This is a genomic window from Roseomonas sp. KE2513 (assembly GCF_016107305.1).
In the GTDB taxonomy this organism is placed as follows: Bacteria; Pseudomonadota; Alphaproteobacteria; order Acetobacterales; family Acetobacteraceae; genus Roseomonas.
This window is the reverse complement of sequence record NZ_RCVR01000029.1, coordinates 36,684-62,640: the sequence shown is the minus strand read 5'-3', so window position 1 is coordinate 62,640 and position 25,957 is coordinate 36,684. Positions and strand designations below refer to the sequence as shown.

26 protein-coding genes are annotated in these 25,957 nt (G+C 68.5%); 10 read left to right on the top strand and 16 right to left on the bottom strand.

The window, feature by feature from the left end; all coding sequences use genetic code 11:
- Positions 1 to 731: AMP-binding protein (locus tag D9599_RS22695; RefSeq protein WP_232480792.1), on the bottom strand; the 731-nt coding region annotated here is incomplete at its 3' end.
- Between the two features lie 1,313 nt (positions 732 to 2,044).
- On the opposite strand from D9599_RS22695, the gene D9599_RS22690 reads away from it, so the two are divergent.
- Positions 2,045 to 3,523 carry a carbohydrate-binding domain-containing protein gene (locus D9599_RS22690; RefSeq protein ID WP_198383578.1) on the top strand — a complete coding sequence of 493 codons (1,479 nt, stop codon included), beginning with the start codon at positions 2,045 to 2,047 and terminating at the stop codon, positions 3,521 to 3,523.
- A 339-nt stretch (positions 3,524 to 3,862) separates the two neighbouring features.
- Here D9599_RS22690 and D9599_RS22685 read toward each other — a convergent pair whose 3' ends face one another.
- The 7 genes from D9599_RS22685 to D9599_RS22655 are packed head-to-tail and all read right to left on the bottom strand — an operon-like array spanning position 3,863 to position 9,622.
- The gene (locus tag D9599_RS22685) at positions 3,863 to 4,264 is read right to left on the bottom strand and encodes a RidA family protein (protein ID WP_198383577.1); all 402 of its coding nucleotides are present in this window, start codon (positions 4,262 to 4,264) and stop codon (positions 3,863 to 3,865) included.
- A complete protein-coding gene (locus D9599_RS32320) occupies positions 4,261 to 4,749 on the bottom strand; it encodes a thioesterase family protein (protein WP_198383576.1) in 489 nt (162 codons plus the stop codon). The genes D9599_RS22685 and D9599_RS32320 overlap by 4 nt, the downstream gene beginning before the upstream one ends.
- The gene (locus D9599_RS22675; RefSeq protein WP_198383575.1) at positions 4,746 to 6,401 is read right to left on the bottom strand and encodes an AMP-binding protein; all 1,656 of its coding nucleotides are present in this window, start codon (positions 6,399 to 6,401) and stop codon (positions 4,746 to 4,748) included. Before D9599_RS22675 ends, D9599_RS32320 begins: the two co-directional genes overlap by 4 nt.
- Complete coding sequence (locus tag D9599_RS22670; protein ID WP_198383574.1) at positions 6,401 to 7,561, bottom strand: acyl-CoA dehydrogenase family protein; 1,161 nt, start codon at positions 7,559 to 7,561, stop codon at positions 6,401 to 6,403. The genes D9599_RS22675 and D9599_RS22670 overlap by 1 nt, the downstream gene beginning before the upstream one ends.
- Complete coding sequence (locus D9599_RS22665; protein ID WP_198383573.1) at positions 7,561 to 8,370, bottom strand: enoyl-CoA hydratase family protein; 810 nt, start codon at positions 8,368 to 8,370, stop codon at positions 7,561 to 7,563. Before D9599_RS22665 ends, D9599_RS22670 begins: the two co-directional genes overlap by 1 nt.
- Positions 8,367 to 8,873 (bottom strand): MarR family winged helix-turn-helix transcriptional regulator, encoded by a 507-nt coding sequence (locus tag D9599_RS22660; protein WP_198383572.1) that lies wholly within the window; start codon positions 8,871 to 8,873, stop codon positions 8,367 to 8,369. The genes D9599_RS22665 and D9599_RS22660 overlap by 4 nt, the downstream gene beginning before the upstream one ends.
- Positions 8,870 to 9,622, bottom strand: coding sequence for an SDR family NAD(P)-dependent oxidoreductase (locus tag D9599_RS22655; RefSeq protein WP_198383571.1), 753 nt, complete (start codon positions 9,620 to 9,622; stop codon positions 8,870 to 8,872). The genes D9599_RS22660 and D9599_RS22655 overlap by 4 nt, the downstream gene beginning before the upstream one ends.
- Before the next feature lie 108 nt (positions 9,623 to 9,730).
- On the opposite strand from D9599_RS22655, the gene D9599_RS22650 reads away from it, so the two are divergent.
- From D9599_RS22650 to D9599_RS22640, 3 genes are all read left to right on the top strand, one after another.
- Positions 9,731 to 12,046, top strand: a complete 2,316-nt coding sequence (locus D9599_RS22650; protein ID WP_198383570.1) for a bifunctional salicylyl-CoA 5-hydroxylase/oxidoreductase — start codon at positions 9,731 to 9,733, stop codon at positions 12,044 to 12,046.
- 77 nt (positions 12,047 to 12,123) lie between these two features.
- A complete protein-coding gene (locus tag D9599_RS22645; protein ID WP_198383569.1) occupies positions 12,124 to 12,525 on the top strand; it encodes a DUF2382 domain-containing protein in 402 nt (133 codons plus the stop codon).
- A 68-nt stretch (positions 12,526 to 12,593) separates the two neighbouring features.
- Positions 12,594 to 13,517, top strand: coding sequence for a YsnF/AvaK domain-containing protein (locus D9599_RS22640; RefSeq protein ID WP_198383568.1), 924 nt, complete (start codon positions 12,594 to 12,596; stop codon positions 13,515 to 13,517).
- Positions 13,518 to 13,574: 57 nt separating this feature from the next.
- On the opposite strand, the gene lpxB is transcribed toward D9599_RS22640, so the two are convergent.
- Positions 13,575 to 14,717, bottom strand: coding sequence for a lipid-A-disaccharide synthase (gene lpxB, locus D9599_RS22635; RefSeq protein WP_198383567.1), 1,143 nt, complete (start codon positions 14,715 to 14,717; stop codon positions 13,575 to 13,577).
- Positions 14,718 to 14,834: 117 nt separating this feature from the next.
- On the opposite strand from lpxB, the gene D9599_RS22630 reads away from it, so the two are divergent.
- Positions 14,835 to 15,089, top strand: a complete 255-nt coding sequence (locus D9599_RS22630; RefSeq protein WP_198383566.1) for a SemiSWEET transporter — start codon at positions 14,835 to 14,837, stop codon at positions 15,087 to 15,089.
- Positions 15,090 to 15,096: 7 nt separating this feature from the next.
- Here the strand turns inward: D9599_RS22630 and D9599_RS22625 are convergent, their stop codons facing one another.
- Both D9599_RS22625 and hisI read right to left on the bottom strand, forming a co-directional pair.
- A complete protein-coding gene (locus D9599_RS22625; protein WP_198383565.1) occupies positions 15,097 to 15,759 on the bottom strand; it encodes a GPP34 family phosphoprotein in 663 nt (220 codons plus the stop codon).
- Positions 15,760 to 15,833: 74 nt separating this feature from the next.
- The gene (gene hisI, locus D9599_RS22620; protein WP_198383564.1) at positions 15,834 to 16,286 is read right to left on the bottom strand and encodes a phosphoribosyl-AMP cyclohydrolase; all 453 of its coding nucleotides are present in this window, start codon (positions 16,284 to 16,286) and stop codon (positions 15,834 to 15,836) included.
- Between the two features lie 56 nt (positions 16,287 to 16,342).
- Here hisI and D9599_RS22615 point away from each other — a divergent pair, with 56 nt between their 5' ends.
- From D9599_RS22615 to D9599_RS22600, 4 genes are all read left to right on the top strand, one after another.
- Complete coding sequence (locus D9599_RS22615) at positions 16,343 to 16,828, top strand: Fur family transcriptional regulator (protein WP_198383563.1); 486 nt, start codon at positions 16,343 to 16,345, stop codon at positions 16,826 to 16,828.
- 130 nt (positions 16,829 to 16,958) lie between these two features.
- Entirely contained in the window at positions 16,959 to 17,873 is a 915-nt protein-coding gene (locus tag D9599_RS22610) for an aldo/keto reductase (RefSeq protein ID WP_198383562.1), read from the top strand.
- The gene (locus D9599_RS22605; protein ID WP_198383561.1) at positions 17,860 to 19,209 is read left to right on the top strand and encodes an NTP/NDP exchange transporter; all 1,350 of its coding nucleotides are present in this window, start codon (positions 17,860 to 17,862) and stop codon (positions 19,207 to 19,209) included. The genes D9599_RS22610 and D9599_RS22605 overlap by 14 nt, the downstream gene beginning before the upstream one ends.
- 157 nt (positions 19,210 to 19,366) lie before the next feature.
- Positions 19,367 to 20,632: an acyltransferase gene (locus tag D9599_RS22600; protein WP_198383560.1), complete on the top strand. Its 1,266-nt coding sequence runs from the start codon at positions 19,367 to 19,369 to the stop codon at positions 20,630 to 20,632.
- Between the two features lie 31 nt (positions 20,633 to 20,663).
- Here D9599_RS22600 and metC read toward each other — a convergent pair whose 3' ends face one another.
- The 4 genes from metC to D9599_RS22580 are packed head-to-tail and all read right to left on the bottom strand — an operon-like array spanning position 20,664 to position 24,146.
- Positions 20,664 to 21,857 carry a cystathionine beta-lyase gene (gene metC, locus D9599_RS22595; protein ID WP_198383559.1) on the bottom strand — a complete coding sequence of 398 codons (1,194 nt, stop codon included), beginning with the start codon at positions 21,855 to 21,857 and terminating at the stop codon, positions 20,664 to 20,666.
- A complete protein-coding gene (locus tag D9599_RS22590) occupies positions 21,857 to 22,726 on the bottom strand; it encodes a sulfurtransferase (RefSeq protein ID WP_198383558.1) in 870 nt (289 codons plus the stop codon). Before D9599_RS22590 ends, metC begins: the two co-directional genes overlap by 1 nt.
- Positions 22,723 to 23,451, bottom strand: a complete 729-nt coding sequence (locus D9599_RS22585) for an alanyl-tRNA editing protein (RefSeq protein WP_232480791.1) — start codon at positions 23,449 to 23,451, stop codon at positions 22,723 to 22,725. Before D9599_RS22585 ends, D9599_RS22590 begins: the two co-directional genes overlap by 4 nt.
- Entirely contained in the window at positions 23,451 to 24,146 is a 696-nt protein-coding gene (locus tag D9599_RS22580; protein ID WP_198383556.1) for an NUDIX domain-containing protein, read from the bottom strand. The genes D9599_RS22585 and D9599_RS22580 overlap by 1 nt, the downstream gene beginning before the upstream one ends.
- 152 nt (positions 24,147 to 24,298) lie before the next feature.
- Here D9599_RS22580 and D9599_RS22575 point away from each other — a divergent pair, with 152 nt between their 5' ends.
- Positions 24,299 to 25,225 carry a DMT family transporter gene (locus tag D9599_RS22575; RefSeq protein WP_198383555.1) on the top strand — a complete coding sequence of 309 codons (927 nt, stop codon included), beginning with the start codon at positions 24,299 to 24,301 and terminating at the stop codon, positions 25,223 to 25,225.
- A gap of 7 nt (positions 25,226 to 25,232) precedes the next feature.
- On the opposite strand, the gene parA is transcribed toward D9599_RS22575, so the two are convergent.
- Complete coding sequence (gene parA, locus D9599_RS22570) at positions 25,233 to 25,856, bottom strand: ParA family partition ATPase (protein WP_198383554.1); 624 nt, start codon at positions 25,854 to 25,856, stop codon at positions 25,233 to 25,235.
- Between the last annotated feature and the right edge of the window lie 101 nt (positions 25,857 to 25,957).

The window sequence follows — 25,957 nt, the reverse complement described above, 5'->3', positions numbered from 1 at the left end:
CGACGGAGTGCCTCGCCGCCCGTCAGCATGCAGCGCAGGCTCGTGCCCGCAGGCCAGTCTGCCGCCATCATCGGTTCCGCGAGCGGGGTCGGCACAAAGCCGATGCTGATCCTTTGCTCGACGAGCCAAGCGCGGAGCCTCTCCGGCGAGGTGCGTACGGCGTCGTCGGCGAGGACCACGCAGGCGCCGGCGCAGAGATAGGGCCAGACCTCCCAGATCGCGGCGTCGAAGGCGAGCCCGGCAAGATGGCTGGCCCGGTCCTTCGCGCTGACGCTGAAAGCGTCCTGGTGCCAGGCAACAAGGTTCAGGACATTGTCGTGGGTGATCTCCACGCCTTTGGGCGTGCCAGTAGAGCCGGAGGTGTAGATGACGTAGGCGAGGTCCTGGCCGCCGATCTCCTCGTCAACCTCATCCTGGCTGGCGGCGAGGTCGTTCAAGGAGCCGGGCGAAACGATGACCCGGCCATCCCCCCGCAGATCGTCCAGTCGTGTGGAACGGCCGATGATCACCGGCGCGCGCGCATCGACCAGGATCTGGCGCAGGCGCTCCGCCGGCCAGGCGGGATCAAGCGGAAGAAAGGCGCTTCCGGCCTTCAGCACGGCAAGGAGGGCAACAACCTGGTCGAATGACCGCTCTAGGCAGACGCCGATCACGGCATCGCGGCGCGCGCCGAGCGAACGCAGGTGCCCTGCGAGTGCCGAGGCTCGTGCGTACAGCTCGCGATAGCTCATCGTCGTTTCGCCGGCTTGGAGCGCCGGAGCCTGTGGGGTCGTCGCGGCAATTCTGGCGACCTGCTGTGGGATGAACCTCCGAGCGGCGTTGGACTCGCGATGCCGGAGCGTTGGCGAGGGATACGCAGGGAGCTGTTGCGCTTGGAGCATGGGATCAGCATTCCGAAGAGACATTTTGCTCATCATCCCGTCCGGTGAACGTCGTGAACGACAAAATGTACCTCTGCCGCAGCCAGCCAAATTGGCGACATGTCAGTGCGGAGGTTACGCTTTTCAGTGATCCTAAAGAATGATGCGCTGAATAGAGCACCTTTGATGAAGCCGGATCAATCAATGATGCGAAGTCGCATTCAAATAAGTCGGAACTAAATCCTGCTGCAATTTAATGAATGTTATTGTCGGGCTGCGCTGCATTTGCATTGCGCTTTGGTAGTGAAAATGTTGCGGCTTTGCTCAGACCAGAATGATCGGTGCACCGGTTTGTGGTCGCTGAGGTTGGGCAAGGCGGGATGAACGGCCCACACAGCTCCCCGACGGCTCCTTCCGCTAAAATGCGCACGCTGAGCAGCGTGGAGGCATCGGCGCGATGAACACCCTCCTGGTCGGCTGGAACTCGTCAGGTCAGGCGTTATGCTGGACATGGGGCCGGAGCGCGCTTTCCTCCCTGCAGCTCTCGCTGTTGTCCATCGCGTACCAGCCAGTTGGGTTGAGGCCACGTTCGAAGCTGGGCCGGCAGGCTGTCTGGGTGGACAGCCGCACGTCCAACGGCCCTTCCTTAAGCCAGCGCCTCACTCCATCGGGTGTGACGGCCATGCCGCTGAGGCGGATCGGAACTGTATCTGAGCGGCCTCCGCGGGAAACAATGCTTGCCTATTTGGGTACAAAGCTGCTTCCGGTCGCCGACGCGAGGTAATTGTGGGGCAGATATTCCTGAATCTCGTAGAATCGCAAGCGTTATTCCGGCAAATTTCTTCCGTTGCTTGAAAATGCTGCCGTCACTGCTTGTGGCTATATGGAACCCGCTGATACGGACTACGCACCTGTCCGGAAGGGCAGACTTCTCAGATGCCATCTGCTCCTGGAGGGTGTTTCCAAGCGGGAAGTATGTTCGCGGTCAGGTCTCAACTGCCCCGCCCCCGCCCCGGCCAAATTTTGGGATGTCGTCTCGCTATTCACATCCTTGGGCCGAAAAAACCGCCTTGAGGCACTCGCGCGAAACTGAGCCTTGGCGCGGGGGGCGGAAAACATCAACGCGGCGACTTGTGCGCTGTGCCATCCAATACTTTGTAATGAGATAAGGAAAATTTTCTTATATGAAGTACTACGTCGACAATAACGCTCACGGAAATGGAAATGGCAGCTCCTGGGGATCAGCCTGGAATTCGTTTTCGTCCATCGACTGGTCCGTAACGAAGCCGGGAGATACTGTCTATATATCTGGCGGAAGTACCAGCCAAACGTACAACGAGACCCTGAACGTAGGGGCGAGTGGATCGGCATCCGGCAAGATCACCATTACGAAGGGCACCGATCCCGGTCATAATGGCGATGTCATCTTAGATGGCGGAAATCATCTGTCCGCGGGTGTGGTGCTGAACGGCAAAAACCATGTCGAGGTCAGCAACCTCGACGTGAAGAACTTTGCAGGGGCCGGTTTTGTCGTAAAGAACGCGACGGCCGGCGTGCTGGTTGAGCACAACTCCGTCTATTCGGGCGACCCGGGCGGCGGCAACGCCCGCGGCTACGACGTGCGCAACTCAAGCGGCCACGACGCGGTGGTCGTGAGGGAGAACAGCTTCAGCACGCCAACGAACACAGCCGCCCAGACGGATGGCATCTGGTCATCAGGCAACAACGGCGTGCTCTTCGAGAATAATCATATCGTTATCTCGAACAGCAACATGAGCGGGCACAGCGACGGCATCCAATCCTTTCAGGACTTCAACATCACCGTTAAGGGCAACTTGTTTGAGCAAGCCAACTCCGCGCCCTACAACAATCATGGCGCTTGGCTGTCCAACACCCGCGATGGCGGCACGATCAGCTTCCACGACAACGTGGTGAAAACGCCGAACCTGACGCAGGACAGCGCCGTTACCCACTGGGCCGAGAGCAGCTGGACGGAGCACGGCAGCGCCGACATCTTCAACAACACGATTATCGGGGGCGGACGGGCACTGAACTTCGAGAACAGCCCGGACGTCGAGATCTACAACAACGTCCTGCAGCCTTCTTCGGGCGGCGTAGCCATCTACAGCGCGGCCGGCTCCCCGGCGCCTAGCCATGTCGACTATAACCAGTTCCCAGGGTCGTCAAACGTCGTTGCACGTCTCGGCGGCAGCGACCTGACCTGGAGCCAATGGCAGGCCAAGGGCTACGACGCACATGGGGTGCTCGGCGTGAATGCGGCGCCGGCGCCCGCTCCGCAGGCGTCGAGCGCGCCAGAGGTGCCGGGCACGACGGACACGCTCGTGCTGCGGGTGTCCGAGGACGCGTGGCAGGGCGATGCGCAGTTTATCGTCAAGGTGGACGGCACGCAGGTTGGCGGCATCAATACCGTGACGGCCTCGCATGCGGCGGGCCAGACGCAGGATGTTGTCCTCACCGGCAATTGGGGCCATGGCCAGCACCAGATGACCGTGGACTTCATCAATGATGCCTGGGGAGGCACCCCGAGCACGGACCGCAACCTCCATGTTGAGGGCATTCTCGCGAATGGGGTTGCGCAGTCCGACGACCACGCAACGCTGTTCAGCAGCGGTCCCGTGCATTTCGACGTTCTGATTGCCTAGCGAAACCGGGGGCCGCGCCATGCCAGCGCGGCCTCCGGACCTCTTTCACAAGCGGCCTCGGTGCTCAGAGCAAGTCGAGCGGTTCCGTAGCGGCACCGGCGTGGAGCCTTCGCGATTCCCTCTGTCCTTGCTCGCCCGAAAGATTAGTGGGGCGCCCTCCTGCGCCGGTGGTGACAGTTCCCAGATAGGGCAGCCTGGGAATGGAGGGACTGCAATGGAGACGATCCGGGAGTGCCCACATTGCGGGGAGCCGACGGTGCCGAACCGACTGATGGGCGGGGTCGTGGTGTGTTCCTGCGCGGCGGAGCGGGAACTGCCGTCCGGGCCGCGGCCGGTGCCTCAGTCCGGCACGATGGCGGTGGCCTCGATCTCCACCCGCGCCTCGGGCTCGGCCAGCGCGACGACGCCGACGAGCGCCATGGCTGGAAAGTTGCGGCCCATCACCAAACGGTAGGCGCGGCCGAGCTCGGGCAGGCAGGCGCGGTACTCGTCCATGCTGGTGACGTACCAGGTGAGGCGGCCGATGTGCTCGGGGCCGGCGCCAGCCTCGGCGAGGACGGCGAGGATGTTGCGGAGGGCCTGTTCAGTCTGGGCGACGAAGCCCTCGGCGAAGCGGCCGGCTTCGTCCCAGCCGATCTGGCCGCCGACGAGCACGACGCGGCCATGTCCGGCGACGCCGTTGGAGTAGCCGCGGGGAGCGGGCCAGCCAGGGGGTTGGAGGATGTCGAGCTTGCCGCTCATGGGGTGTTCTCCTGTCCGCACTCGCCCTGGTAGCGCAGCAGGGCGGCGCGCAGGTCGGGCGGCACCGGCACGCTGGTGCGGCTGGCGAGGTCGGTGGTGGCGGTGACGAGATCGAGACGGACGAGCTCCTCTTCGCCACGATGGATATGCAGATCCAGCGCGTAGGAGGCGCCGCCGACGCGGCGGACGAGGGGGGTGAGGGTCACCTCGTCGCCCATGCTCCCGGGGCGCATGAAGGTGGCGGCCGCATGGACGAAGCCGGTGCCGATGCCGCGCGTGGCATGCATCTCGTGAAAGTCGATGCGAAGGCGCTCGCGGAAGAGATCCTCCACGATGCCGTGGGCGATGATGAACCAGTTGGGGAAGAAGACGATCCCCGCGGGATCGCAGTCGCCGAAACGCACGCGCGCCGTGCCGCGGAAGGCGGTGGCGGGCAGGGCGGAGGCGGGGATCGGCGTCGGGCGCGGGGCGGCCGGAGCGGTCACGGGTTGGCCATTCGGCGGAGGGCGAAGCGCTGGAGCTTGCCGGATTCGGTGCGGGGCATGGCGTCGAGGAACTCGACGATGCGGGGCGCCTTGTAGGGGGCGATCTCGGCGCGGACATGGTCCTGCAGGGCGCGCACCATGTCCTCATTACCGAAGTACTCAGGTTTAAGGGCGACATAGGCCTTCACGACCGTCCCGCCCTTGCCGTCGGGCGCGCCGACGACGCCGCATTCGCGCACGGCGGGATGGGTGAGGAGCGCGCCCTCCACCTCCGGGCCCGCGATGTTGTAGCCGGCGGCCACGATCATGTCGTCGCCGCGACCCTGGTAGCGGAAATAGCCGTCCTCGTCCTGAATGTAGACGTCGCCGGGGATGTTCCAGCCGTAGCGGACGTAATCGGATTGCCGGGGATCGGCGAGGTAGCGGCAGCCGATGGGGCCTCGGATGGCGAGCCAGCCGGCCGTGCCGCGCGGCACCTCGTTGCCCTCGCCATCGATCACGCGGGCCTGGTAGCCGGGGACGGGCAGGCCGGTGCAGCCGGGGCGGAGCGTTTCCTCAGGGGCGGCGACGAAGATGTGCAGCATCTCGGTGCCGCCGATGCCGTCCATCAGGCGCAGGCCTGTCGCCTTCTCCCAGGCGTCGAAGATAGCACGCGGCAGGGTTTCGCCGGCGGAGACGCATTTGCGGAGGGACGAGATGTCGAAGTCTGCGACCTTGCCGGCCATGACGCGATAGGCGGTGGGGGCGGTGAAGAGGATGGTCGCGCGGTGCTGCTCGATAGCGGGAAGGAGTTCGTCGGGACCCGCCTTTTCAAGCAGGATGCCGGTGGCGCCGATGCGGAAGGGGAAGAGGACGAGGCCGCCGAGGCCGAAGGTGAAGGCCAGGGGCGCGGAGCCGATGAAGCGGTCATCTGGCGTCGGGCGGAGGACGTGGCGGGAATAGCCGTCGCAGATGGCCAGCATGTCCCGGTGGAAGTGCATTGTGCCCTTCGGCAGGCCCGTGGTGCCGGAGGTGAAGCCGATGAGGCAGACGTCATCGGCGGCGGTGTCGCAGGCGGTGAAGCCGGGCGGCTGGGCGGCACAGCGGGATTCGAGGTCGCCGTTGCCCCAGAGGACGACATGGCGGAGTTGCGGCGCCTCGGCGGCCGCCTTCTCCATTTCATCGCGCAGCTTTACGTCGCAAAGGGCGAGGGTGATCCGCGCCTTCTCCAGCATCTGGCCCAACTCCTTCGCGCGGAGGAGCGGCATGGTGGCAACGACCACGCCGCCGGCCTTGAGGACCGCGAGATAGGTCGCCGTCATCCAGGCGTTGTTGGCGCTGCGGAGCATGACGCGGTTGCCCGGGACCATGCCGAGGTCGCGCGTGAGCACGTTGCAGATCCGGTCCACCCGGTCCTGCAGTTGGCGGTAGGTGAGGGTTTCCTCGGGCGTGATGATCGCGGGGTGGTCGGCGCGGCCGTTCTCGACGTTCCGGTCCAGCAGCTCCACCGCGCAGTTGAGGCGCCGGGGGTAGCGGTAGTCCGGCAGGTCGAAGAGGAGTTCGGGCCACTGGTCGCGCGGGGGGAGGTTGTCGCGCGGGAAGGTGTCGACGTGGGCGCTGGGCGCGAAGTCGGGGGTCGAGCCCGACCAGTCTTCCTGGAGTAAGGTGTCCATCATCCCGCTCCCTTTGCGCGGTCCCGTTCGGCGCGCGCGATGATGATCCGCTGGACCTCGCTGGCGCCTTCGTAGACGCGCAGGGCGCGAACCTCCCGGTAGAGTTTTTCGGCGGGGTGGTCGCGGACGACGCCGTGCCCCCCGTGGATCTGGACGCAGCGGTCGGCGGCGCGCTGGGCGGCCTCCGTCGCGTGGAGCTTCGCCATGGAGGCTTCGCGGGACACGCGGGGCGTGCCGGAATCCTTCAGCCAGGCGGCGCGATAGACGAGGAGGGCGGAGGTTTCCACGTCCACCGCGCTCTCGGCGATGGCAGCCTGGGTCATCTGCTGGTCGAAGAGCGGGCCGCCGAAGAGCTGGCGGTTGGTGGCGCGGGCGACGGTGAGGTCGAGCGCGTGGCGCGCGAAGCCGAGGGCCGCTGCACCCACTGTGGCGCGGAAGACGTCGAGCGTGGCCATGGCGACCTTGAAGCCGTCTCCCGGAGCACCGAGGCGGTGGCTGTCGGGCACGCGCATCGCGTCGAAACGGAGCGTCGCGAGGGGGTGGGGGGCGGAGACCTCGATGCGCTCGGCAATGGTGAGGCCGGGTGTGTCGGCGGGGACGAGGAAGGCGGTCAGGCCCTTGGCGCCGAGAGCCTCGCCGGTGCGGGCGAAGACGACATAGGTGCCGGCGATGCCGCCGTTGCTGATCCAGGTCTTGGAACCGTCGATCCGCCAGTGGGCGTTGCCGTCGCGGGTGGCGGTGGTGGCGAGGGCCGCCACGTCCGAGCCTGCCTCTGGCTCGCTGAGGGCGAAGGCGGCGAGCGAGGTGCCGGCGCGGGCGGCGGGAAGGACCGCCTCCCGCAGGGCGGCGTCGCCGAAGAGGGTGACGGAGCCGGTGCCGAGCCCGGCCATGGCGAAGGCGAAGTCGGCGAGGCCGGAGTGGCGCGCGAGGGTTTCGCGGGCGATGCAGAGGGAGCGCACGTCAAGGCGGCCGTCCTCGGGGACGGCGACGCGGAGGAGTCCGGCCTCGCCCATGGCGCGGGTGAGATTGCGGACGGCGGTGTCGGTGTCGCCTTCCGACAGGCGCTCGGCGTTGGAGGCGGCCCAAGCCTCGACCTCGTCCGCCCAGGCGCGGTGGCGAGGTTCGAGGAAGGGCCAGAGGAGGAAGTCGCGGTCTGCCATCAGTCGCCCTCGAAGACCGGGCGCCGCTTCGCCACGAAGGCGTCGTAGGCGCGGCGGAAGTCTCTGGTGGTCATGCAGAGGGCCTGGGCCACGGCCTCGGCCTCGATCGCCTGCTCGACGGACATGGACCACTCCAGGGAGAGCATCCGCTTCGTCATGGCATTGGCGAAGCCGGGGCCTTCCACCACCTGGCGGGCGAGGTTGGCGGCGGCCTCCATCAGCGCCTCCGGCTCCACGGCGCGGGAGAAGAAGCCCCAGTCCAGCCCCTCCTGCGCGGACATGGAGCGACCGGTGTAGAGCAGCTCGGAGGCGCGGCCCTGGCCGATGATCCGGGGCAGGATGGCGCAGGCGCCCATGTCGCAGCCGGCGAGGCCCACGCGGTTGAAGAGGAAGGCGACCTTCGCGCGGGGGGTGGCGAGGCGGATGTCGGAGGCCATCGCCATGATGGCGCCGGCACCGGCCGCGACGCCGTCCACGGCCGCCACGATCGGCTGCGGGCAAGCCCGCATGGCCTTCACCAGCTCACCCGTCATGGCCGTGAACTGCATAAGGCCCTTGGTGTCGCGGTCGAGCAGCGGGCCGATGATCTCGTGCACGTCGCCGCCGGAGCAGAAGTTGCCGCCCGCGCCGGAGAGGACGAAGGCGCCGACCTCCTCGTCGTTCGTGCCTGCGCGGAAGATGGCGGCCAGCTCGGCGTAGGACTCGAAGGTCAGAGGGTTCTTCCGCTCGGGACGGTCGAGCAGGATGGAGGCGACGCGGCCCTCCACGGTGAGGCGCACGTGTTCCGCGCGGAAATTCCTGAGGCTCATGCGCCCCCCTCTGACATGGCGGCGCGGACTCCGCGGCGCGTGCGGTCCAGCAGGCGCAGCAGGGCCGCGCGGTCGGTGGCGGAGAGGCCGCCGAGAAGCTCGGCCACCCATTCCTCATGCGCCGCGGTCTGGCGCGCGAACTCGCGCCGGCCCTGGGGCGTGAGCCGGAGGGTGACAGCGCGGCGATCCTCACGGACGGCACGGCGCTCGATCAGCCCTTCCTCCTCCAGCCTCGCGGCGAGGCCGGTGACGTTGCCGCCGGTGACCATCATGCGCCGGCTGATCTCGCCGGGGGTAAGGCCTTCGGCCGCGCGCTCGAGCTGGGCGAGGAAGTCGAAGCGGGGCAGGGTGGTGTCAAAGCGGGCGCGGAGGCGGCGGCGGATCTCGGCCTCGATCAGCCGCGCGCAGGAGAGCATGCGCAGCCAAAGGCGGAGGTCGTCCTTGTGCCCGGCCGGGGAGTGGTCGAGGGCGGTTTCCGCATCGACATGGGTGTCGGGGATCATGGGACCTCTCCGCCATCCACCGCGAGGGCGCGGCCGTTGACCGCGCTCGCGGCATCGGAGCAGAGGAAAGCGACGGCGGCCGCCACTTCCTCGGGCTTGACGAGGCGGGCCTGGGGGTTGTGGCGGGCGAGTTCGGCCCGGGCCTCGGCCTCGCTGCGGCCGGTTTTCGCGGTGATGCGGGCGACGCTCTCGGCCACGATGTCGGTCTCGGTGAAGCCGGGGCAGACGGCGTTCACCGTGACGCCCTTGGTGGCTACTTCCAACGCGAGGGCGCGGGTGAGGCCAAGCAATCCGTGCTTGGCGGCGGTGTAGGCGGTGACATAGGGGTAGCCGCGGAGCGCCGCGGTGGAAGCGATGTTGACGACGCGGCCCCAGCCGGCCTCCAGCATGGCCGGCAAGGCTGCGCGGGTGGCAGAGGCAGCACCGAGGAGGTTCACGCGCAGCATCCGCTCCCAAAGGGTGTCGTCGGTGCGGAGGAAGGGGGCGCTTTCCGCCGCGCCGGCGGCATTGACGAGGATGGCGGGGTGGCCGGCACGGGTGAGGGCGGCGGCAAAGGCGCCGGGCTCGGTCACGTCGGCGGTCTCGAAGCCGGCGGCACGGCCGGACTCCACGGCGGCGCGGAGAGGGGCCTCGCGGCGGCCCGTCACGGTCACGCGGGCGCCGGCGCGGGTGAGAGCTTCCGCCACGGCCAGGCCGATGCCCGTGCCGCCTCCTGTCACAATCGCATGGCGTCCAGTGATGCCGTTCATGATCCTTGAAGCCTAAAGGAATACGGCAGCGACCCGCAAGCGCCAGTTGAAACCTTGAAAACTTGAAGCCTAAACTATCTTCTGTCCCGGCAGCCCAGGAGATTTCCCATGCGGATCGCGGTCATCGGCGGCGGGCCCGCCGGGCTTTACTTCGCCATCCTGATGAAGCGCGACCGGCCTGAGGCGCGGATCACGGTGATCGAGCGCAACCAGGCAGACGACACCTTCGGCTTCGGCGTGGTGTTCAGCGACCAGACGCTGGAGACCTTCGAGCGCGCGGACCGGGAAAGCTACAAGGCCATTACGGACGCCTTCGCCTACTGGGACGATATCGAGATCGTGGCCAAGCGGGGCAACGAGGTGGCGGCCCATCGTATCGGGGGGAACGGTTTCTGCGGCTGCTCCCGCCGGACGCTGCTGATGCTGTTGCAGGCGCGTGCCCGGGAACTGGGGGTGGAACTGGAATTCGGGCGGGAGGCGATGCCCGAAGATTTTCCGGATGCCGATCTCGTCGTGGCGGCCGATGGCATTAACAGCCCGGTGCGGCAGCGCGACCTCGAGCACTTCAAGCCAACGGTGGATCTGCGGCCAAACCGCTTCGCCTGGATGGGCAGCACCCGGCCCTTCGACGCGTTCACTTTCTTCTTCAAGGAGCGGCCGGAGGGGATCTTCATCGCGCACTGCTACCAGTACGAGAAGGGTGCCAGCACCTGGGTGCTGGAGACGGACCCCGAGACGTTCGAGCGGGCCGGGCTTGGTTCCATGAGCGAGGCCGAGAGCGCGGCCTTCATGGAGGAGGTCTTCGCGGAGGAGCTGGAAGGCCACCGGCTGATCACCAACCGCAGCATGTGGCGGCGCTTCCCGATGATGCGCTGTGCGCGGTGGTCGAAGGGCAATGTCGTGCTGCTGGGGGACGCGAAGGCGACGGCGCACTACTCCATCGGTTCCGGCACGAAGCTGGCGATGGAGGATGCCATCCACCTACACGCTGCCTTCATGCGCGGCGGCACGGTGGAGGAGGCGCTGGCGCGCTTCGAGGGCGGGCGGCGCGAGGAGGTGGAGAAGATCCAGCACGCGGCGGACGTCTCGCTCGTGTGGTTCGAGCATGTCGCCCGCTTCTGGGACATGCCGGCGACCCGCTTCGCCTTCGGCGTGATGACGCGTTCCAAGGCGATCACCTGGGAGAACCTCTCGCTGCGCGCGCCGGAGTTCGTGGAGGAATCGCGCGCGCTGTTCGAGGAGGAGGTGCGCGCGCAAGGGCTACCCGCCGTCGAGGGCGCGCCGCCGATGTTCCAGCCCTTCCGCCTGCGCGGGATGGATCTGGCGAACCGCGTGGTCGTCTCGCCGATGTGCCAGTATTCGGCCACGGACGGGATGCCGGACGACTGGCACCTCATGCATTATGGCGCGCGCGCGACGGGCGGCGCGGGGCTGATCTTCACGGAGATGACCTGCGTCTCGCCGGAGGCGCGGATCACGCCGGGCTGCACGGGGATCTGGAACGACGCGCAGGAGGCCGGGTGGAAGCGCATCGTCGATTTCGTGCACGCCCATGGCGGCAGCCGGATCGCGCTGCAGCTCGGCCATGCCGGGCAGAAGGGCGCGACGAAGCTCATGTGGGAGGGGATGGACCAGCCCTTGCCGGAGGGCGGCTGGCCGATCGTCTCGGCGAGCGCCATCCCATATTTCCCGAACAGCCAGGTGCCGCGCGAGATCACGCGGGCGGAGATGGACCGCGTGCGCGACGACTTCGTGGCGGCGGCGGTGCGCGGCGCGCGCGCGGGCTTCGACATGGTCGAGTTCCACTGCGCGCACGGCTACCTCATGGCGAGCTTCCTCTCGCCGCTGACGAACCGCCGCACCGACGCCTATGGTGGAAGCCTCGAGAACCGGCTGCGCTACCCGCTGGAGGTCTATCGCGCGCTGCGGGCGGCCTGGCCCTCGGACCGGCCGATGAGCGTGCGTGTCTCCGCGACCGACTGGGCGGAGGGCGGCGTGACGGATGAGGAGACGCTGACTATTGCCCGCGCCTTCGCGGAGGAGGGCTGCGACCTGCTCGATGTCTCCACGGGGCAGACGGTGGCGGGCAGCGCGCCGCATTACGGGCGCATGTTCCAGGTGCCGTGGTCGGACATGATCCGCAACGAGGCGAAGGTCGCCACGATGTGCGTGGGCAGCATCACCTCGGCGGACCAGGTGAACACGATCCTCGCGGCCGGGCGCGCTGATCTGGTGGCGCTGGCGCGCCCGCATCTCGTCGATCCCGCCTTCACGCTGCACGCGGCCGCCCGTTACGGCGTGCGCACGGCCTGCCCGCCGCAGTACCGCTGGGGGCAGGACGCGCTTCTGCGCAATGCCGTGCGCGAGGAGGCGGAGCTGATGGAGCTGCGCCGCAAGGCCCGCCCGAAGCGGCACGCGTTCTAAACGCCAGACCGTTCCGCAGTCGGGGGCAACCGGCTCACGACTCGGCCGTTTTCAGAACGGTCCGAGGTGAGGTTGCGATGACGGCTGAGACAACTGCCGAGGCCGTGATTCCTCTCGTCGAGGAAACCCTTCTGCTGAGCAAGCGGCAGGTGGAGACGGGTCGTGTTCGCGTCGCTCTCACCACGGAAGTGGTGGAGGAGGTGCTGCGCGAGACGCTGCACAGCCGCCGCGCCGAGGTGGAGCGCCGGCCCGTGGGCACGACGGTCACCGAGGCGCCCCAGGTTCGGCAGGAGGGGGACGTGATTATCATCCCCGTGGTCGAGGAGGTTCTCGTCGTCGAGAAGCGCCTTGTCCTGCGGGAGGAGATCCACCTCCGCATGATTAACGAGGAGAAGGCGGTGGAGCAGCCGGCGACGCGCCGGGTGCAGCATGCCGCCGTCGAGCGGATCACCCCCACGGGCGAGCGGACGGAATCCTGAACCCGAGCCCTGCCCGCGCCGTCCACGGAATACGCACGATACAGTTCTCATCAGGAAGGAATTCACGCATGACCCGCACGATCACCGGCTTGTTCGACAGTCGCGCCGAGGCGGAGGCCGTCGTTGAGCACCTGCGCACGCATGACCGCATCGATTCGAACCATGTCGCCATCCACGGCAATACCGGGCAGACGACCGGCACCAGCTCGGGCGACACCGGCTTCTGGGCCTCGCTGAAGGACCTCTTCATCGCCGACGAGGACCGCCAGGCCTATGCGGAGGGTATCCGCCGCGGCGGCTACGTCGTCTCCGCTCAGGTGGACGACAGCGTCGTCGACCACGCCCTCGACATCTTCGAGGCGCATGGCGCGGTGGATCTCGACTCCCGCGAGGCCGAGTGGCGCGCGAGCGGCTGGAACGGCTCGGTGGACGACGCCGCCGGCACGGGCACGCCGATGAACACCTCGGGTGCGGTCGGCGCGGCCACGATGGGCGGTACCTCCACGCCGGCCGTCGGCACGGGCAGCACTGCGGCCGCCATGGGGACGGGCACGACCAGCTCCGCGACGGGTACGGATCGCGAGGAGCGGATCCCGGTTGTCGAAGAGCAGCTGCGCGTCGGCAAGCGCGAGGTCGATCGCGGCCGCGTGCGCGTGCGGTCCTACATTGTCGAGACGCCCGTTAGCGAGAACGTGACGCTGCACGAGGAGCACGTCTCGATCGAGCGCCGCGCCGTGGACCAGCCGCTCTCGGCCGCCGACGACGCCTTCCGCGAGCGCGTGATCGACGCCGTCGAGCACAGCGAGGAAGCGGTTGTCTCCAAGGAGGCGCGCGTTAAGGAGGAACTGGTCATCCGCAAGGATGTGTCCGACCGCACGCAGACCGTGAGTGACACGGTGCGCCACACCGAGGTGGAGGTGCAGGACGACCGCACCGCCGGGACGACCACGGGGACCACCACCGGCGGCACCACGGGCAAGCCGCGCGTCTGACGCTCGCCCGCAAGGGTTGGAGGGGGCCGCGGCGGAAGCTGCGGCCCCTTCCGCGTTTCAGGGGCCGATCATCTTCAGCACGGCGCGCGCCGCCGCCTCGCTCGGGCTGCCGCCGCCGGGCGGGGAGAGAAGCGACATGACGCGGGCGAAGCCCTCCCGCTGGGCGGCGACGCCCTCTCCATCCAGGAGCTTGCCGAGTTCCCGAGCGAGGAGCGGCGGGCGGCAATCCTCGATCAGCAGTTCCGGGATGACCGGCGCGTCGGCGAGGAGGTTGACGATGCTCGCGTATTTCACCTTTGCCAGGCGGCGGATGATCCAGCCGGTGACCGGGTTCATCTTGTAGGCCACCACCATCGGCACCCCGGCGATCGCGACCTCGAGCGAGGAGGTGCCGGATTTAATCAGCCCCACCTCGGCGGCGGCGAAGGCGTCGTGCTTGTCGTCGATACCGCGGACGAGGATGGGCGCGGGGCTCCAGCCGGTGGCGGCGGCGCGCACGGCTTCCTCCACCGGGCCGGCCAGCGGCACGACAGGGCGGAGGTTCGGGTGACGGGCGGCGAGGAGGCGCAGCGTCTCCCGGAAGATGGGCAGCAGGCGGCCGACCTCCGTGCGGCGGCTGCCGGGCATCACCAGCACCACCTTTTCCCCGGGTGCGATGGCGTGGCGGGCGCGGAAGCGGGCGGCGTTGCCGGTGGCGGCCCCGCTCTCCAGCACGGGATGGCCGACGAAGGTGACGGGGATGCCCGCCCGTTCGAAGAAGGGGGCCTCGAAGGGCAGGAGGGCGAGGATACGGTCCAGCTTCCGGCCCATCTTCTTTACCCGCCCCTGTCGCCAGGCCCAGACCTGGGGCGCGACATAGTGGATGACGGGGATACCGAGCGGGCGCACGCGCGCGGCCACGCGAAGGGCGAAACCCGGGCTGTCGATGGTCACGAGGGCGGCGGGGCGGCGGTCAGCAATATCGGCCACCGTTTCGTCCAGGCGGCGGGCGAGGCTGCGGATGTTGGGCAGCACCTCCAGCAGGCCCATTAGGGCGAGTTCGCGCATGGGGAAGAGGCTGTTGACGCCCGCCTCCGCCATGCGGTCGCCGCCGATACCGGCGAAGCGGAGGTCCGGCCTCGCCTCGCGCAGCCGGGCGATGAGGCGGGCGCCGAGCACGTCGCCGGAGGATTCACCGGCCACGACGTAGAGGAGGGTCATGCAACACCCGCAGGGAAGATGGCGGTGGCCTCTTGCCGAAGGTGGATTTCGATCATGCACTGATGCATAGGCGGGGGCGGCGCCGATAGGAAGCGGAACGGTGCCCGGGGAGCGGCGATGAACGGTGTCGAGTGGCTGGGCGTGGTCGCGGGCATCCTCACGACCGTCGCTTTCGTGCCGCAGGTGCTTCGAACGCACCGCACGCGCTCGGCCAACGACCTCTCGATGCCGATGCTGCTGCTCTTCACGACCGGGGTCGGGCTTTGGCTCGCCTACGGGCTGCTGATCGGGAGCAACGGGATCATCATGGCGAATGCGGCCACGATGATCCTCTCGGCCTATATCCTCGGGATGAAGCTGCGCTTCGGTTGACGGCGCCTCACATCAGGGGCGTGTAGCGGGCCATTTCCACGAAGATGTCGCGCACCGCGTTGCCGAGGGAGCGGCTCAGCTCCTCGAGGTTCGCGACCTGGGCGATGCGCGGCTCGGCAGCCTCCAGCGTGTCCGGCGCCAGGATCAGCGGCAGCAGGCCGGCGGCGCGGACGAGGCCGATGAGGAGGCTGTCGCGGGGCTCGGGGATGTCATCCTCGAAGATCACGCCCATGAGGCGGGCCTTCACCTCGCGCTCCTCCTTGTCGGAGATCATGGGGTAGCGGCGCTCGGGGAAGATCCAGAGGAAGCGGCCCTCCTCGGCGCGGAGGATGCCGTGGGCGACGAGGCGGGCGAAGATTGTGTCACGGAAGCGGTCCGCCTCCTGGCCGAGGGTTTCTATCCACCAGCGGCTGTCATGCGGCTCGCTTTCCGGGGCAGGATCGGCCGCGATGCGGGCGAGCACGGGGTCGAGCAGGCTGTCCCCGGTCGGCGTGGCGTCGGCGACGAAGAGGCGCTGCGGGTCGGTGTCGATGCGGTTGCGGAGCGCGAGTTCCGCGAGGATAGCGCCGGCGATGGCGTAGCCGGAGGCAGGGCCGGCGGCCTCGTTCAGCCGCCCCGTGCGGTCGTCCAGCATCAGGAGGATGAGTTCCTCCGGCATGGTCAGCGGCATGGCGTGTCCCGATTCCCTTTGGCCCGGCCGCAGGGAAGCCCTCCGCGGGGGCGGCCGTCAATCGCGCGTCCGGGTCAGCTGTCCGTGGCGTAGAGCGTCGCGGGATCGGCCAGGACCGGCTCGAGCGGGGCGACTTCCCCGGCGGAAAGGCCCCAGGAGAAGCAGGAGCGGCGGCCGGTGTGGCAGGCGACGCCGTCCTGGTGGACGGTGGCCAGCAGGGCGTCGCCGTCGCAGTCGAGGCGCAGGTCGATCAGATGCTGCACCTGGCCGGATGTCTCGCCCTTGCGCCAGAGGGCGCGGCGGGAGCGGCTGTAATAGGTGACACGGCCGGTCTCGAGAGTTTCCGTGACCGATTCGGCGTTCATCCAGGCGAGCATCAGCACCTCCCCGGTGCCGTGGGCCTGGGCGATGGCGGCGACGAGGCCGTTGCTGTCCGGCTTCAGGGCGGCGACGAAGGCGGCGCGGGCCTCGGGGGAGGGGGGCTGCCAGGAAGGGAGGTCTGCGGGGCGGTTGGGGGGCGTGGCCATCGGCTCTATATAGGAGGTGCCGGCGCGCGCGTCCCTTCCAGCCGGCCGAGGACCGGATGCCCCACGGCGACCACCATCATTCCCTGATCGACGGCACGGCCGGCGCCCTGCGTGAGGCAGAGGACTCCTGCCTTCGGCGAGGCGTGCAGCTCACGCCGCTGCGGCGCCGGGTGCTGGAGATGGTGATGGAGGCGGGGCAGCCGGTCGGCGCCTATGCCCTACTGGACCGGCTGCGGGCCGAGCGGCCGGGGGCGGCGCCGCCCACCGTCTATCGCGCGCTGGATTTCTTGATGGCGCAAGGATTGATCCATCGGATCGAACGGCTGAACGCCTTCCTGCCCTGCATGGAGGTCTCGCAGGGGCATGAGCACGACCATCCTCACCAATTCCTCATCTGCCGCAATTGCGGGCGGACGGCGGAGCTGTCGGACGATTCGGTGGCCAAGGCAGTAGCCGCAGCGGCGCGGGCGGCGGGGTTCAGCCCGCTGCGGGCGACCGTGGAGGTTGAGGGCACCTGCGGGGACTGCGCCGCGCCGGACTGAGCGCCCCGCAACCCGGCGAGCGGGGCCATTCACGCGCCACGCCATTCGGGCCAAGCTTCCCCTCCACGAGCCACGACGCCGTCCGGCCGCGCATCCTACTTCGGCCGGTTCCTCCGGGGGAGACGACGCCATGAATGCCACCCGCCGCACCGCGCTGGCCGCCCTGGGGGGCGGGTTGGTCGCCGCCGCGCTTGAGCGCGGGGCTGCCGCGCAACCGGCGCTGATCCGAAAGCCGATCCCCTCCTCCGGGGAGATGATCCCGGTGATCGGCCTCGGCTCCGCCCGCCGCTACGAGGACGCGAAGACGGAAGAGGATATCGGGCCGTTGCGGGAGACCTTCCGGCGGTTCCAGGCCCTCGGCGGAACGGTGCTCGACACCTCGCCGACCTATGGGGTGGCGGAACCCGTCATGGGCGGGCTGATGGCGGATCTCGGCATCCGCTCCTCCATGTTCGTCTGCACGAAGGTGGCGGTGGACAACAAGGAGCAGGGGCGGGAGCAGATAGAGCAATCCTTCCGCAACCTGCGAACGGACCGGATCGACCTCATCGCCGTGCATAACCTGCGCGACATCACCAACGAGCTGGCGACGCTGCGGGAGCTGAAGGCGGCCGGGCGCATCCGCTATGTCGGCGCCACCACCTCCTTCGACCGGCAGTACGAGGCCTTCGAGGCGATGATACGGCGGGAGGCGCTCGATTCCATCCAGATCGACTACGCGCTGGACAACCGCAACGCGGCCGAGCGGATCATCCCGCTGGCGCGGGACCGGGGGATGGCGGTTTTCATCAACCTTCCATTCGGGCGGGGCAGCGTGTTCCGGGCCACCCAGGGCAAGCCGCTGCCGGACTGGGCGGCGGAGATCGACTGCACGAGCTGGGCGCAGGTGATGCTGAAGTACATCGTCTCCCACGAGGCGGTGACCTGCGCGATCCCCGGTATGGCCCAGGCCCGCTACGTGGATGACAACTTGAAGGCCGCCCAGGGTCGGATGCCCGACGCCGCGCTGCGCCGGCGGATGGAGGGGTATATTGACAGCCTCTGACACCTCCGCCCCGGCGGAGGGTGGCTGGCTCTTGCAGGCGCTGCGCCGGGTCATCGACGTGCGCCCGGCAGAGGCGCGGGCGCTGGCCTGGTCCTGGCTCTACGTCTTCGCGCTGTTCCTGGCCTATTACGTGCTGCGGCCGATACGGGACGAGTTAGGCGTCGCGGGCGGGGTGCGGAACCTGCCCTGGCTTTTTACGGGCACGCTGGTCGCGATGCTCGCGGTGAATCCGCTGTTTGCCTATGCGGTGCGGCGCTTCCCGCGGGAGCGCTTCATCGCGATCGCCTACCGCTTCTTCATGCTGAACCTGCTGATCTTCATGGCGCTGCTCGGCTTCTCCTCGCCCGAGGCGCATGTCTGGATCGGGCGGGCCTTCTTCATCTGGATCTCAGTCTTCAACCTCTTCGTGGTCTCGGTCTTCTGGTCCTTCGTCGTGGATGTCTTCGACGCGGAGCAGGGAAAGCGACTCTTCGGCTTCCTGGCCGCGGGCGCCACGGTGGGCGGGATCGCCGGGTCGAGCCTCACCTCCGGCTTTGTTGAGCATATCGGGCAGAACTGGCTGCTGCTGGCCTCGATCGCGCTGCTGGAGGTGGCGGTGCTCGCCTCCCGTCGGCTCTCGGCGATCAGCGACGCCTTCCAACGGCCCGTCGCGGGGGATGACCCGCACCGGGCCGTCGGCGGGGGGATCTTCGCGGGGATGACGCATACCTTCCGATCCCCCTATCTGCTGGGGATCGCCTTCTTCATGCTCTTCTACTCCATCACCTCCACCTTCCTGTACTTCCAGCAGGCGACGATCGCCGAGGCCAACTTCGCGAGCCGCGCAGCGCGCACAGCCTTCTTTGCGGATGTCGACTTCTGGGTGAACGTAATCACTCTCGTCTTTCAGCTCTTCCTCACGGGGCGTTTGATGGGCTGGCTCGGGGTGGCGCTTACGCTCTGCGCCCTGCCGCTGTTCAGCGTGGCGGGGTTCGCGGCGCTGGCGGCCTCGCCGGGGGTCGCCGTTTTCGTTGTGGTGCAGGTAGCGCGGCGGGTGAGCAACTTTGCCCTCGCCCGCCCGACGCGGGAGGTGCTGTTCACCTCCGTGCCGCGGGAGGACCGGTATAAGGCGAAGAACTTTATCGACACGGTGGTCTATCGCGGGGGGGATCAGGTGGGGTCCTGGTCCTATGCGGGGCTCGCGGCGCTGGGACTCGGGCTGACCGGCATCTCGGTCGTGGCGGTGCCGCTCTCGGTTATCTGGCTGGGGTTGAGCTTCTGGCTGGGACGGCGGCAGGAGCGGGTCGAGGCCGAGGAGGCGGACGTCGCGGTGCGGAAGGCGGGGGCGCTTGGCTAGGTTCCGGCGAGAACGAAAGTAAGCCGGATTTGGGGAGAAAGGATTGGTGGAGCCCCTGCAACACCGCTTCTGGGAAGTGGCTGATCCTTACCGAACAGCTTGATCCGTGGCGACCCTTCTGCGAAAGCCGGCGCTCGCGCTAGGGTGAGATCGGCTGATGGTGGGCAAGGAGTCGAATGCCGAGGAGGGCCGGATCCTCTTCTTGGATTACTTGCGTGCCCTGGCAGTGTTGCTGGTTGTTTGGGCACACATCTTCATTGTTGGTGTCAACAACCCCGAATCGATGGCCCCTTGGCTGCCGGCACTGACGACGAATGTCTTCGGCTCCACGGCTGTCTTCACCAACCCGCACGGGCAACTCGCCCTCTTCTTTGTGCTGAAGTTTGGAGTGTCGAGCGGGCCGGTCGGCGTTGCCCTGTTCTTTCTCATTAGCGGCTTCGTCATTCTTCGAAGCGTTGACCGTATTTCGCCGATTTCCTTCCTTGTTCAGCGAGCGTTCCGCATTTTCCCAACTTGCGCCACAGTGGTCATTGCAGTGGCGTTGCTCACCGGGCTTTATTGCACCTTAACAGGGACTACTCAGCCACATAGTCTGCTCAGCACGATCACCTCCAGCTTTGCATTATCCGGATTCTTTCAGCTCCAGGGCACGCTACCTGTGCTCTGGTCCCTGACTGTCGAGTTGGCTTTTTACCTGTTGATCGCTCTCGCCGTTGCAAGCTTCGGGCGACTTGGCTTTCGTGCGCTCATCAGCATGGCGCTCGCCTGTCTTGGAGGAGTGGGGATCCTAAACTCGACGGATCTGGGCGCGGTTGTTTCGCCGCGCCTGTGGTCGCAGTTGATCTACGCCAGCACCCTCCTGATCCACATAACATTTATGCTTATCGGTTCGGCGCTTTATCGCGGGTTCTCTGACAAACGGCCTCGCATGGCCGCGATTGTCAGTGTGTTCCTCTTCGGGATCTACGTGGCGGCCTTCGAACTATATCGACATCTTCGCGGAGAGGTTAACATCGGGGCTGCGCCGCAGGATGCTCTAGCGGCCTTGGTGATTATGGCTGCTGCCTTCTGGGCCAAGCTTTCCTGGCGATGGCTGCGGCCACTCCGCTTCGTGGCAGATATCAGCTACCCGCTTTACTTGGTGCACACTCCCATTGGCTGGGCGGTGCTGGTTGGGTTTGGCACCATTGGCTGGAACCTGCACGTAGCAGCGCTCGGTGCAACCTTGGTATGCGTGGTCCTGTCATGGATGCTCCATGTCTGGATCGAGTTGCCGTCGCAGCGCCTGGGCAAGCGGCTGACCAGGTCCCGGCAGACCGTTCCCGCGACCGGAGTTCCGGTGGGAGCGCGAGGCAAGGACGAGCTGATCGCCGCCATCTACGAGGACAAAGCCCCTGGCCTGACAGCCGCGAAGGGCGCCTGACCGGCCCCGTGGGCGGGACCGGCCACGGCCTCTATCGGGGCAGCCGGTCCAGCGCCTGTGCGAGGTCGGCGATGAGGTCCTCCGTCTCCTCCAGTCCGATATGCAGGCGGATCGCCGGGCCGCCGAGGCCCGGGTCCTTCGCCGTGCGGGTGATGGAGGGCGCGGTCGGCAGGGCGAGGCTCTCGTAGCCGCCCCAGGAGGCGCCGATGCCGAAGAGGGCGAGGTTGTCGCAGACCGCCTCCGCCTCTGCCTCCGAGTAGCGGGGCTGGAGCACCACGCCGAAGAGTGAGCAGGGCCCGAGGAAGTCGCGGGCATAGAGTTCGTGCTGCGGGTGGGACGGGAGCGCGGGGTGGAGCAGGCGCAGCACCTCCGGCCGGTTCTCCAGCCAGCGGGCGACGGCGAGGCCGTTCTCCGCCTGCTGGCGCAGGCGCACGGGCAGGGTGCGGAGGCCGCGCAGGCAGAGCCAGCAGTCGTCGGGGCTGGCGAACTGGCCGAGCTGGCTGGCCGCGCCCTTCACCACCGTCCAGTCCTCGGGCGAGTTCACGGCGACGCTGCCGAGGAGGATGTCAGAGTGGCCGCCGGCGTACTTCGTCAGCGCCTGGATGGAGACGTCCACGCCGTGCTCGAAGGGCTGGAAGTTGTAGAAGCCCCAGGTGTTGTCCATCAGCACCTTGGCGCCGGCGGCATGGGCGGCGCGGGCGATGGCGGGGATGTCCTGCACCTCGAAGGTGTGGCTGCCGGGGCTCTCGGTATAGACGACCTTCGTGTTCGGGCGGATGAGCGCGCGCATGCCCGCCTCGTCCACCAGGGGGTCGTAGTAGGTGGTCTCGATGCCCCAGCCCTTCATGAGGCCGTCCGACAGGTTGCGGGCAGGGCCGTAGACGCTGTCGGGCATGAGGCAGTGGTCGCCCGCCTTCAGGTAGGCGAGCAGCGGGACCATGACGGCGGCAAGGCCGGTGCCGACGATGAGGGCGCGGGTGCCGCCCTCGATCTCCGCGATCATGTCCTCGAGCATGTGGTGGGTCGGGCCGCCGGCGGTGCCGTAGGTCAGGACCTGCTCGTAGCGCTGCTTGGCCGCGGACTTGCGGCTCTCGCAGTCGGGGAAGAGCACGGTGGAGCCGCGGTGGACGGGCGGGTTGACGAAGCCGTGCACCTTCGCTCCCGCGCGCCCGTGATGGGACATGCGGGTGGCAAAGCCGAGCTGCTTATCGGTGGGATCGGCCATCAGGCGGCGTCCTTAGTGCTCTTGGGGGTTTCGGGGCGCAGCGCCCATTCGGTCCAGGAGCCGTCGTAGACGGCGCCTTCGGGCAGGCCGGCGCGGACGAGCCCGAGGGCCAGCACGCAGGCGGTGACGCCGGAACCGCAGGAGAGGATGACCGGGCGCTCGCCGTCCGCGCCCGCGCGCTCGAAGCGGGCGCGCAACGCCTCGGGGGGCAGCATTGTGCCCTCGGGGGTGAGAAGTTCGGTGAAGGCGATGTTGGCGGCGCCGGGCATGTGGCCGGAAGGCAGGCCGGGGCGGGGCTCGGGCGCGGTGCCGTCGAAGCGGCCGGCGGCGCGGGCGTCGAGGATCAGCGCCTCTCCGCCGCCCGTGTTTGGGTTGCCTTGCCGGACAATGCGCTTGATGTCGCCGATGCCGCGCAGGCGGTCGGCGCGAAAGTCGGGGGTGAAGGTGGCGGCGGTGGCGGGGGCGGATTCGCCGCTCTCGACCGGGTGGCCCTCGCGTTTCCATTTCGGCAGGCCGCCGTCGAGCACGAAGGCGTTCTCATGGCCCATCAGGCGCATGAGCCACCAGCCGCGGGCGGAGGCGCGCAGGCCGTGCTGGTCGTAGAAGACGACGCGGCTGGCGTTCGAGATGCCGAGCGCCCCGGCCAGCTTTGCGAAGCGGGCGGGCGTCGGGACCATGTGCGGCAGGTCGCTGTCGGGGTCGGCGAAAAGATCGATGTCGAAGAGCCGCGCGCCGGGGATATGGGCGGCGCGAAAGGCCTCGAACTTGTCGCCGGGCTCGTTGGGTAGGAAGAGGGTGCAGTCGAGCACCACGAGGTCAGGCTTGCCGAGCTCGGCGGCGAGCCATTCGGTCGAGACGAGATCGTTCATTGAGCGTCCTCCGCCAGCACGATGTGGATGCGCCGGTTCTGCTTGCCCTTGCTCTCCATCTTCACGACCTCCACGCGGCCGATCTCGCCGGTGCGGCGGACATGGGTGCCGCCGCAGGGCTGGAGGTCGATGGGGGCCTCCTCCGTTCCGATGCGGACGAGGCGGACCTGGCCGGCGCCGCGCGGGGGCTGGACGGAAAGCGTGCGGACGAGGCCGGGATTGGCATCGAGTTCCGCCTCGGTGATCCAGCGCTCGCCGATCGGGTGATCGCCGACGATGAGCTCGTTGAGCTTCTCGGTCACCCATTCCTTGGCAGGCGGATCCGGCAGGTCGAAGTCCAGGCGCGACTTCTCGGCGCCGATCTGGTTGCCGGTGGCGTAGATGCCGGGCATGGCGGCGCAGAGAAGGTGCAGCGTGGTGTGCATCCGCATGTGCCGGTGCCGCCGGGTCCAGTCGAGCCGCGCCTCCACCTTCGCGCCGGCCGGGGGAATGGCGCTGCCGGGAGCGGGGACGTGCAGGGCGGACCCGTCGGGGGACTTGACCGTGTCGGCGACGGTCATCTCGCCGCCGTCCCAGGCAAGGGCGCCAGTGTCGCCGGGCTGGCCGCCGGCGCGGGGATAGAAGACGCTGCTGTCGAGGATCACGCCGGCATCGGAGGACTCGAGCACGGTGGCCTGGTTCGTGGCGGCATAGGCGTCGTCTCGGAAGAGGGGCTGGGTCGGCATCATTCTGTCCATTCGGCCCTCAGGCGGGCGTGGTTCACCTGCAGCCAGAGCAAGGCGAGGGCGGCGGGGGCGTTGCGGATCCGGTTCCCGGCCACCATGGCGAAGGCTTCCGCGGCCGTCACCACCACGACCGCGGTCTCCTCCCCCTCGGCGTCGAGGCCGGCGAGGGTGCCGCCCTCGTCCCGGAGGGAGACCTGGGCGAGGTAGAAGTGGACGCGCTCGTCGCAGGCGCCCTGCATGAGCATGAAGGCGCCGATCGGGACCATGCGGGCGGAATGGAGCCCAGTTTCCTCGGCCAGCTCGCGCCGGGCGGTGGCGTCGGGGGCCTCGCCAGCCTCGACGAGGCCGGCGGGAAGCTCGGTCATCATCGGTTCCTCCCCGGCGGCCAGGGCGGGGAGGCGGAACTGCTCGATGAGGGCGATGCGGTCCGTCACGGGATCCCAGGGCAGGATCACGGTGCCTTGGCCGCGCCGCATCAGCTCCCAGGTGAGGGGGGCGGAGGGGGTGCCGTCGCGCTTCCTGAAGCGGAAGCGCACGCGCTGCACGGGGAAGCGGCCGGCCCAGACCACCTCGTCCGTCTCGGGGATGAGGAGGGGGTGCGAGGGAACGGGCGGGGCGTTCGCCGGCCTCGGCATCGCTCGGGGGGTGGCCGTCGGGGGCGCGAAAGGGTCGGCCGCGCCGTCTTGCTCGCTCATGCGGGCGGGAAGCTACAGCGGAACCGGGCCGCTTGAAATCACCCCTGGGGTGACGAGTGGGAGACAAGGATCGGGCGTGCGGGGGTTGCGGAGGCGGGCGGGGGCGGGAGAATGGCCGGGAGAGAAAGCCGGCCACAAAAAGCGCGAGAGTAATGAACGCCCCCTCAGTGTCCACGGCGCCCGGCGGGCAACCCTCGCCGGGAGGCCGCGCCGCGCGCCTGCGGGCGATCGCCTGCGTTACCGGCTCGGCCGGTCTCTTCGCCCTCGCCGCCGCGGCTGTGAAGGGGTTGCAGGGGGAGGTGCCGCTCTCGGAGCTGGTGTTTTTCCGCAACCTGTTGCCGCTGCCCGTGCTGCTGCTGATGGCACGGGCCTCGCCGGGCGGGCTGCGCGGCGCGCTGCGGACGCGGCACGCCCGGCGGCACCTGGAGCGGCTGGTGGGCGGCTTGCTTGGGATGTACGGCTCCTTCTTCGGCTACGCGCTGCTGCCGCTCGCGACCGTGACGGCGCTGAACTTCACCATGCCGCTCTTCCTCACCGCCCTCTCGGTGATCCTGTTGCGCGAGAGGGTGGGCTGGCAGCGGGTGGTGGTGGTGGTGACCGGGTTCCTCGGCGTGCTGCTGATGCTCCAGCCCGGTGGGGGTGGGCCGCTGCATCTCGGCGCGGCGGGTGCGGTGCTGCTCGGCGCCTTCGGCTGGGCCTGCGCCATGGTCTCGATCCGCCGCATGGGGGAGGCGGGGGAGGCGGGGATTACCATCGTCCTCTGGTTCGCGATCGGGGCGGCCATCGCCTCGGGGATCGCGGCCATTCCCGGCTGGGTGGCGCCGACGGCCTGGCAGTGGGGATTGCTGCTCGTGGTGGGCCTCGTGTCGATCGCGGCGCAGCTGCTGATGACGGCGGCCTACCGGGCGGAGGACACGAGCCTCGTCGCCCCCTTCGAGTACTCGGCCATTCTCTGGACCACCGCGCTCGGCGCCCTTCTCTGGGGCGAGGTGCCCGACGAGTGGGACCTGGCCGGCTTCCTGGTGCTGGTGGGCGCGGGGCTGGCGCTGTGGCGAACCGAGTTGTCGAGGGCGCGGTGAGCGCCGCTCAGGCACTCTCCCGCCGGATGGCCTCGGCGAGAGCCCGGGCCTCGGCCGCGGCCTGGCTGCGGGAGGCGTGCTCGGTGACGCCCATACCCTCCGCGAAGGCGGCGGCAAAGGCGGTGCGATTGCCGAAGGGGGAGGGGAGGAGGGGCAGGTTCCGCTCCTTCAGCGTCGCCGCCACCTCCTGCGCAGCGCGGCCTTGGGCGGGGACGCGATTGAGCATGAGGGCGACGACGCGTTTCTCCGCCGCTGCCACCTCCAGCGTGCCCTCCATGGCCCAGAGGTCGGCGACCGAGGGCTGGAGCGGGATGAGGACGAGGTCGGCCGAGCGCATGGCCAGCCGGCTGTCGGTGTCCGCGTGGGGCGGCGTGTCGAGGATGACGAAGTCCATCTCCTTCCGAAGCCGGGTCACGGCCTGGGGCACGCGCCAACCGGCCGGGTTCTCGAAAGCGAGGTCGCGCGCGCCCGAACCGCGCAGCCCGTGCCAGCGGGTGAGCGTGCCCTGGGGATCGGTGTCGAGCAGCGCGGCCTTCAGGCCGGCCTCCGCCAGGGCGACTGCCAGGTTGGCGGCGACGGTGGACTTGCCCGCCCCACCCTTGCGCTGCGCCACTGCCACCACGAAGGCCATGCCCCGCCTCCTGCCGATTCGGGACCACCCTAGCGCGGATCGGCGGGGAAAGGGCCAGCCCTGGGCATGGCACGGCCCGGCGGGCTGGACGGCATATAAAA

What these genes read in the sequence shown, in the direction of transcription:
- D9599_RS22615 (WP_198383563.1), top strand. Translation starts at nt 16,343, where the DNA reads ATGCCCCACGGCGACCACCATCATTCCCTGATCGACGGCACGGCCGGC.
- D9599_RS22610 (WP_198383562.1), top strand. Translation starts at nt 16,959, where the DNA reads ATGAATGCCACCCGCCGCACCGCGCTGGCCGCCCTGGGGGGCGGGTTG.
- lpxB (WP_198383567.1), bottom strand. Translation starts at nt 14,717, where the DNA reads ATGACCCTCCTCTACGTCGTGGCCGGTGAATCCTCCGGCGACGTGCTC.
- parA (WP_198383554.1), bottom strand. Translation starts at nt 25,856, where the DNA reads ATGGCCTTCGTGGTGGCAGTGGCGCAGCGCAAGGGTGGGGCGGGCAAG.
- D9599_RS22590 (WP_198383558.1), bottom strand. Translation starts at nt 22,726, where the DNA reads ATGAACGATCTCGTCTCGACCGAATGGCTCGCCGCCGAGCTCGGCAAG.
- D9599_RS22645 (WP_198383569.1), top strand. Translation starts at nt 12,124, where the DNA reads ATGACGGCTGAGACAACTGCCGAGGCCGTGATTCCTCTCGTCGAGGAA.
- D9599_RS22690 (WP_198383578.1), top strand. Translation starts at nt 2,045, where the DNA reads ATGAAGTACTACGTCGACAATAACGCTCACGGAAATGGAAATGGCAGC.
- D9599_RS22600 (WP_198383560.1), top strand. Translation starts at nt 19,367, where the DNA reads ATGGTGGGCAAGGAGTCGAATGCCGAGGAGGGCCGGATCCTCTTCTTG.
- D9599_RS22640 (WP_198383568.1), top strand. Translation starts at nt 12,594, where the DNA reads ATGACCCGCACGATCACCGGCTTGTTCGACAGTCGCGCCGAGGCGGAG.
- metC (WP_198383559.1), bottom strand. Translation starts at nt 21,857, where the DNA reads ATGGCCGATCCCACCGATAAGCAGCTCGGCTTTGCCACCCGCATGTCC.
- D9599_RS22660 (WP_198383572.1), bottom strand. Translation starts at nt 8,873, where the DNA reads ATGATCCCCGACACCCATGTCGATGCGGAAACCGCCCTCGACCACTCC.
- D9599_RS22685 (WP_198383577.1), bottom strand. Translation starts at nt 4,264, where the DNA reads ATGAGCGGCAAGCTCGACATCCTCCAACCCCCTGGCTGGCCCGCTCCC.
- D9599_RS22585 (WP_232480791.1), bottom strand. Translation starts at nt 23,451, where the DNA reads ATGCCGACCCAGCCCCTCTTCCGAGACGACGCCTATGCCGCCACGAAC.
- hisI (WP_198383564.1), bottom strand. Translation starts at nt 16,286, where the DNA reads ATGGCCACGCCCCCCAACCGCCCCGCAGACCTCCCTTCCTGGCAGCCC.
- D9599_RS22630 (WP_198383566.1), top strand. Translation starts at nt 14,835, where the DNA reads ATGAACGGTGTCGAGTGGCTGGGCGTGGTCGCGGGCATCCTCACGACC.
- D9599_RS22670 (WP_198383574.1), bottom strand. Translation starts at nt 7,561, where the DNA reads ATGGCAGACCGCGACTTCCTCCTCTGGCCCTTCCTCGAACCTCGCCAC.
- D9599_RS22575 (WP_198383555.1), top strand. Translation starts at nt 24,299, where the DNA reads ATGAACGCCCCCTCAGTGTCCACGGCGCCCGGCGGGCAACCCTCGCCG.
- D9599_RS22625 (WP_198383565.1), bottom strand. Translation starts at nt 15,759, where the DNA reads ATGCCGCTGACCATGCCGGAGGAACTCATCCTCCTGATGCTGGACGAC.
- D9599_RS22650 (WP_198383570.1), top strand. Translation starts at nt 9,731, where the DNA reads ATGCGGATCGCGGTCATCGGCGGCGGGCCCGCCGGGCTTTACTTCGCC.
- D9599_RS22675 (WP_198383575.1), bottom strand. Translation starts at nt 6,401, where the DNA reads ATGGACACCTTACTCCAGGAAGACTGGTCGGGCTCGACCCCCGACTTC.
- D9599_RS22655 (WP_198383571.1), bottom strand. Translation starts at nt 9,622, where the DNA reads ATGAACGGCATCACTGGACGCCATGCGATTGTGACAGGAGGCGGCACG.
- D9599_RS22580 (WP_198383556.1), bottom strand. Translation starts at nt 24,146, where the DNA reads ATGAGCGAGCAAGACGGCGCGGCCGACCCTTTCGCGCCCCCGACGGCC.
- D9599_RS22665 (WP_198383573.1), bottom strand. Translation starts at nt 8,370, where the DNA reads ATGAGCCTCAGGAATTTCCGCGCGGAACACGTGCGCCTCACCGTGGAG.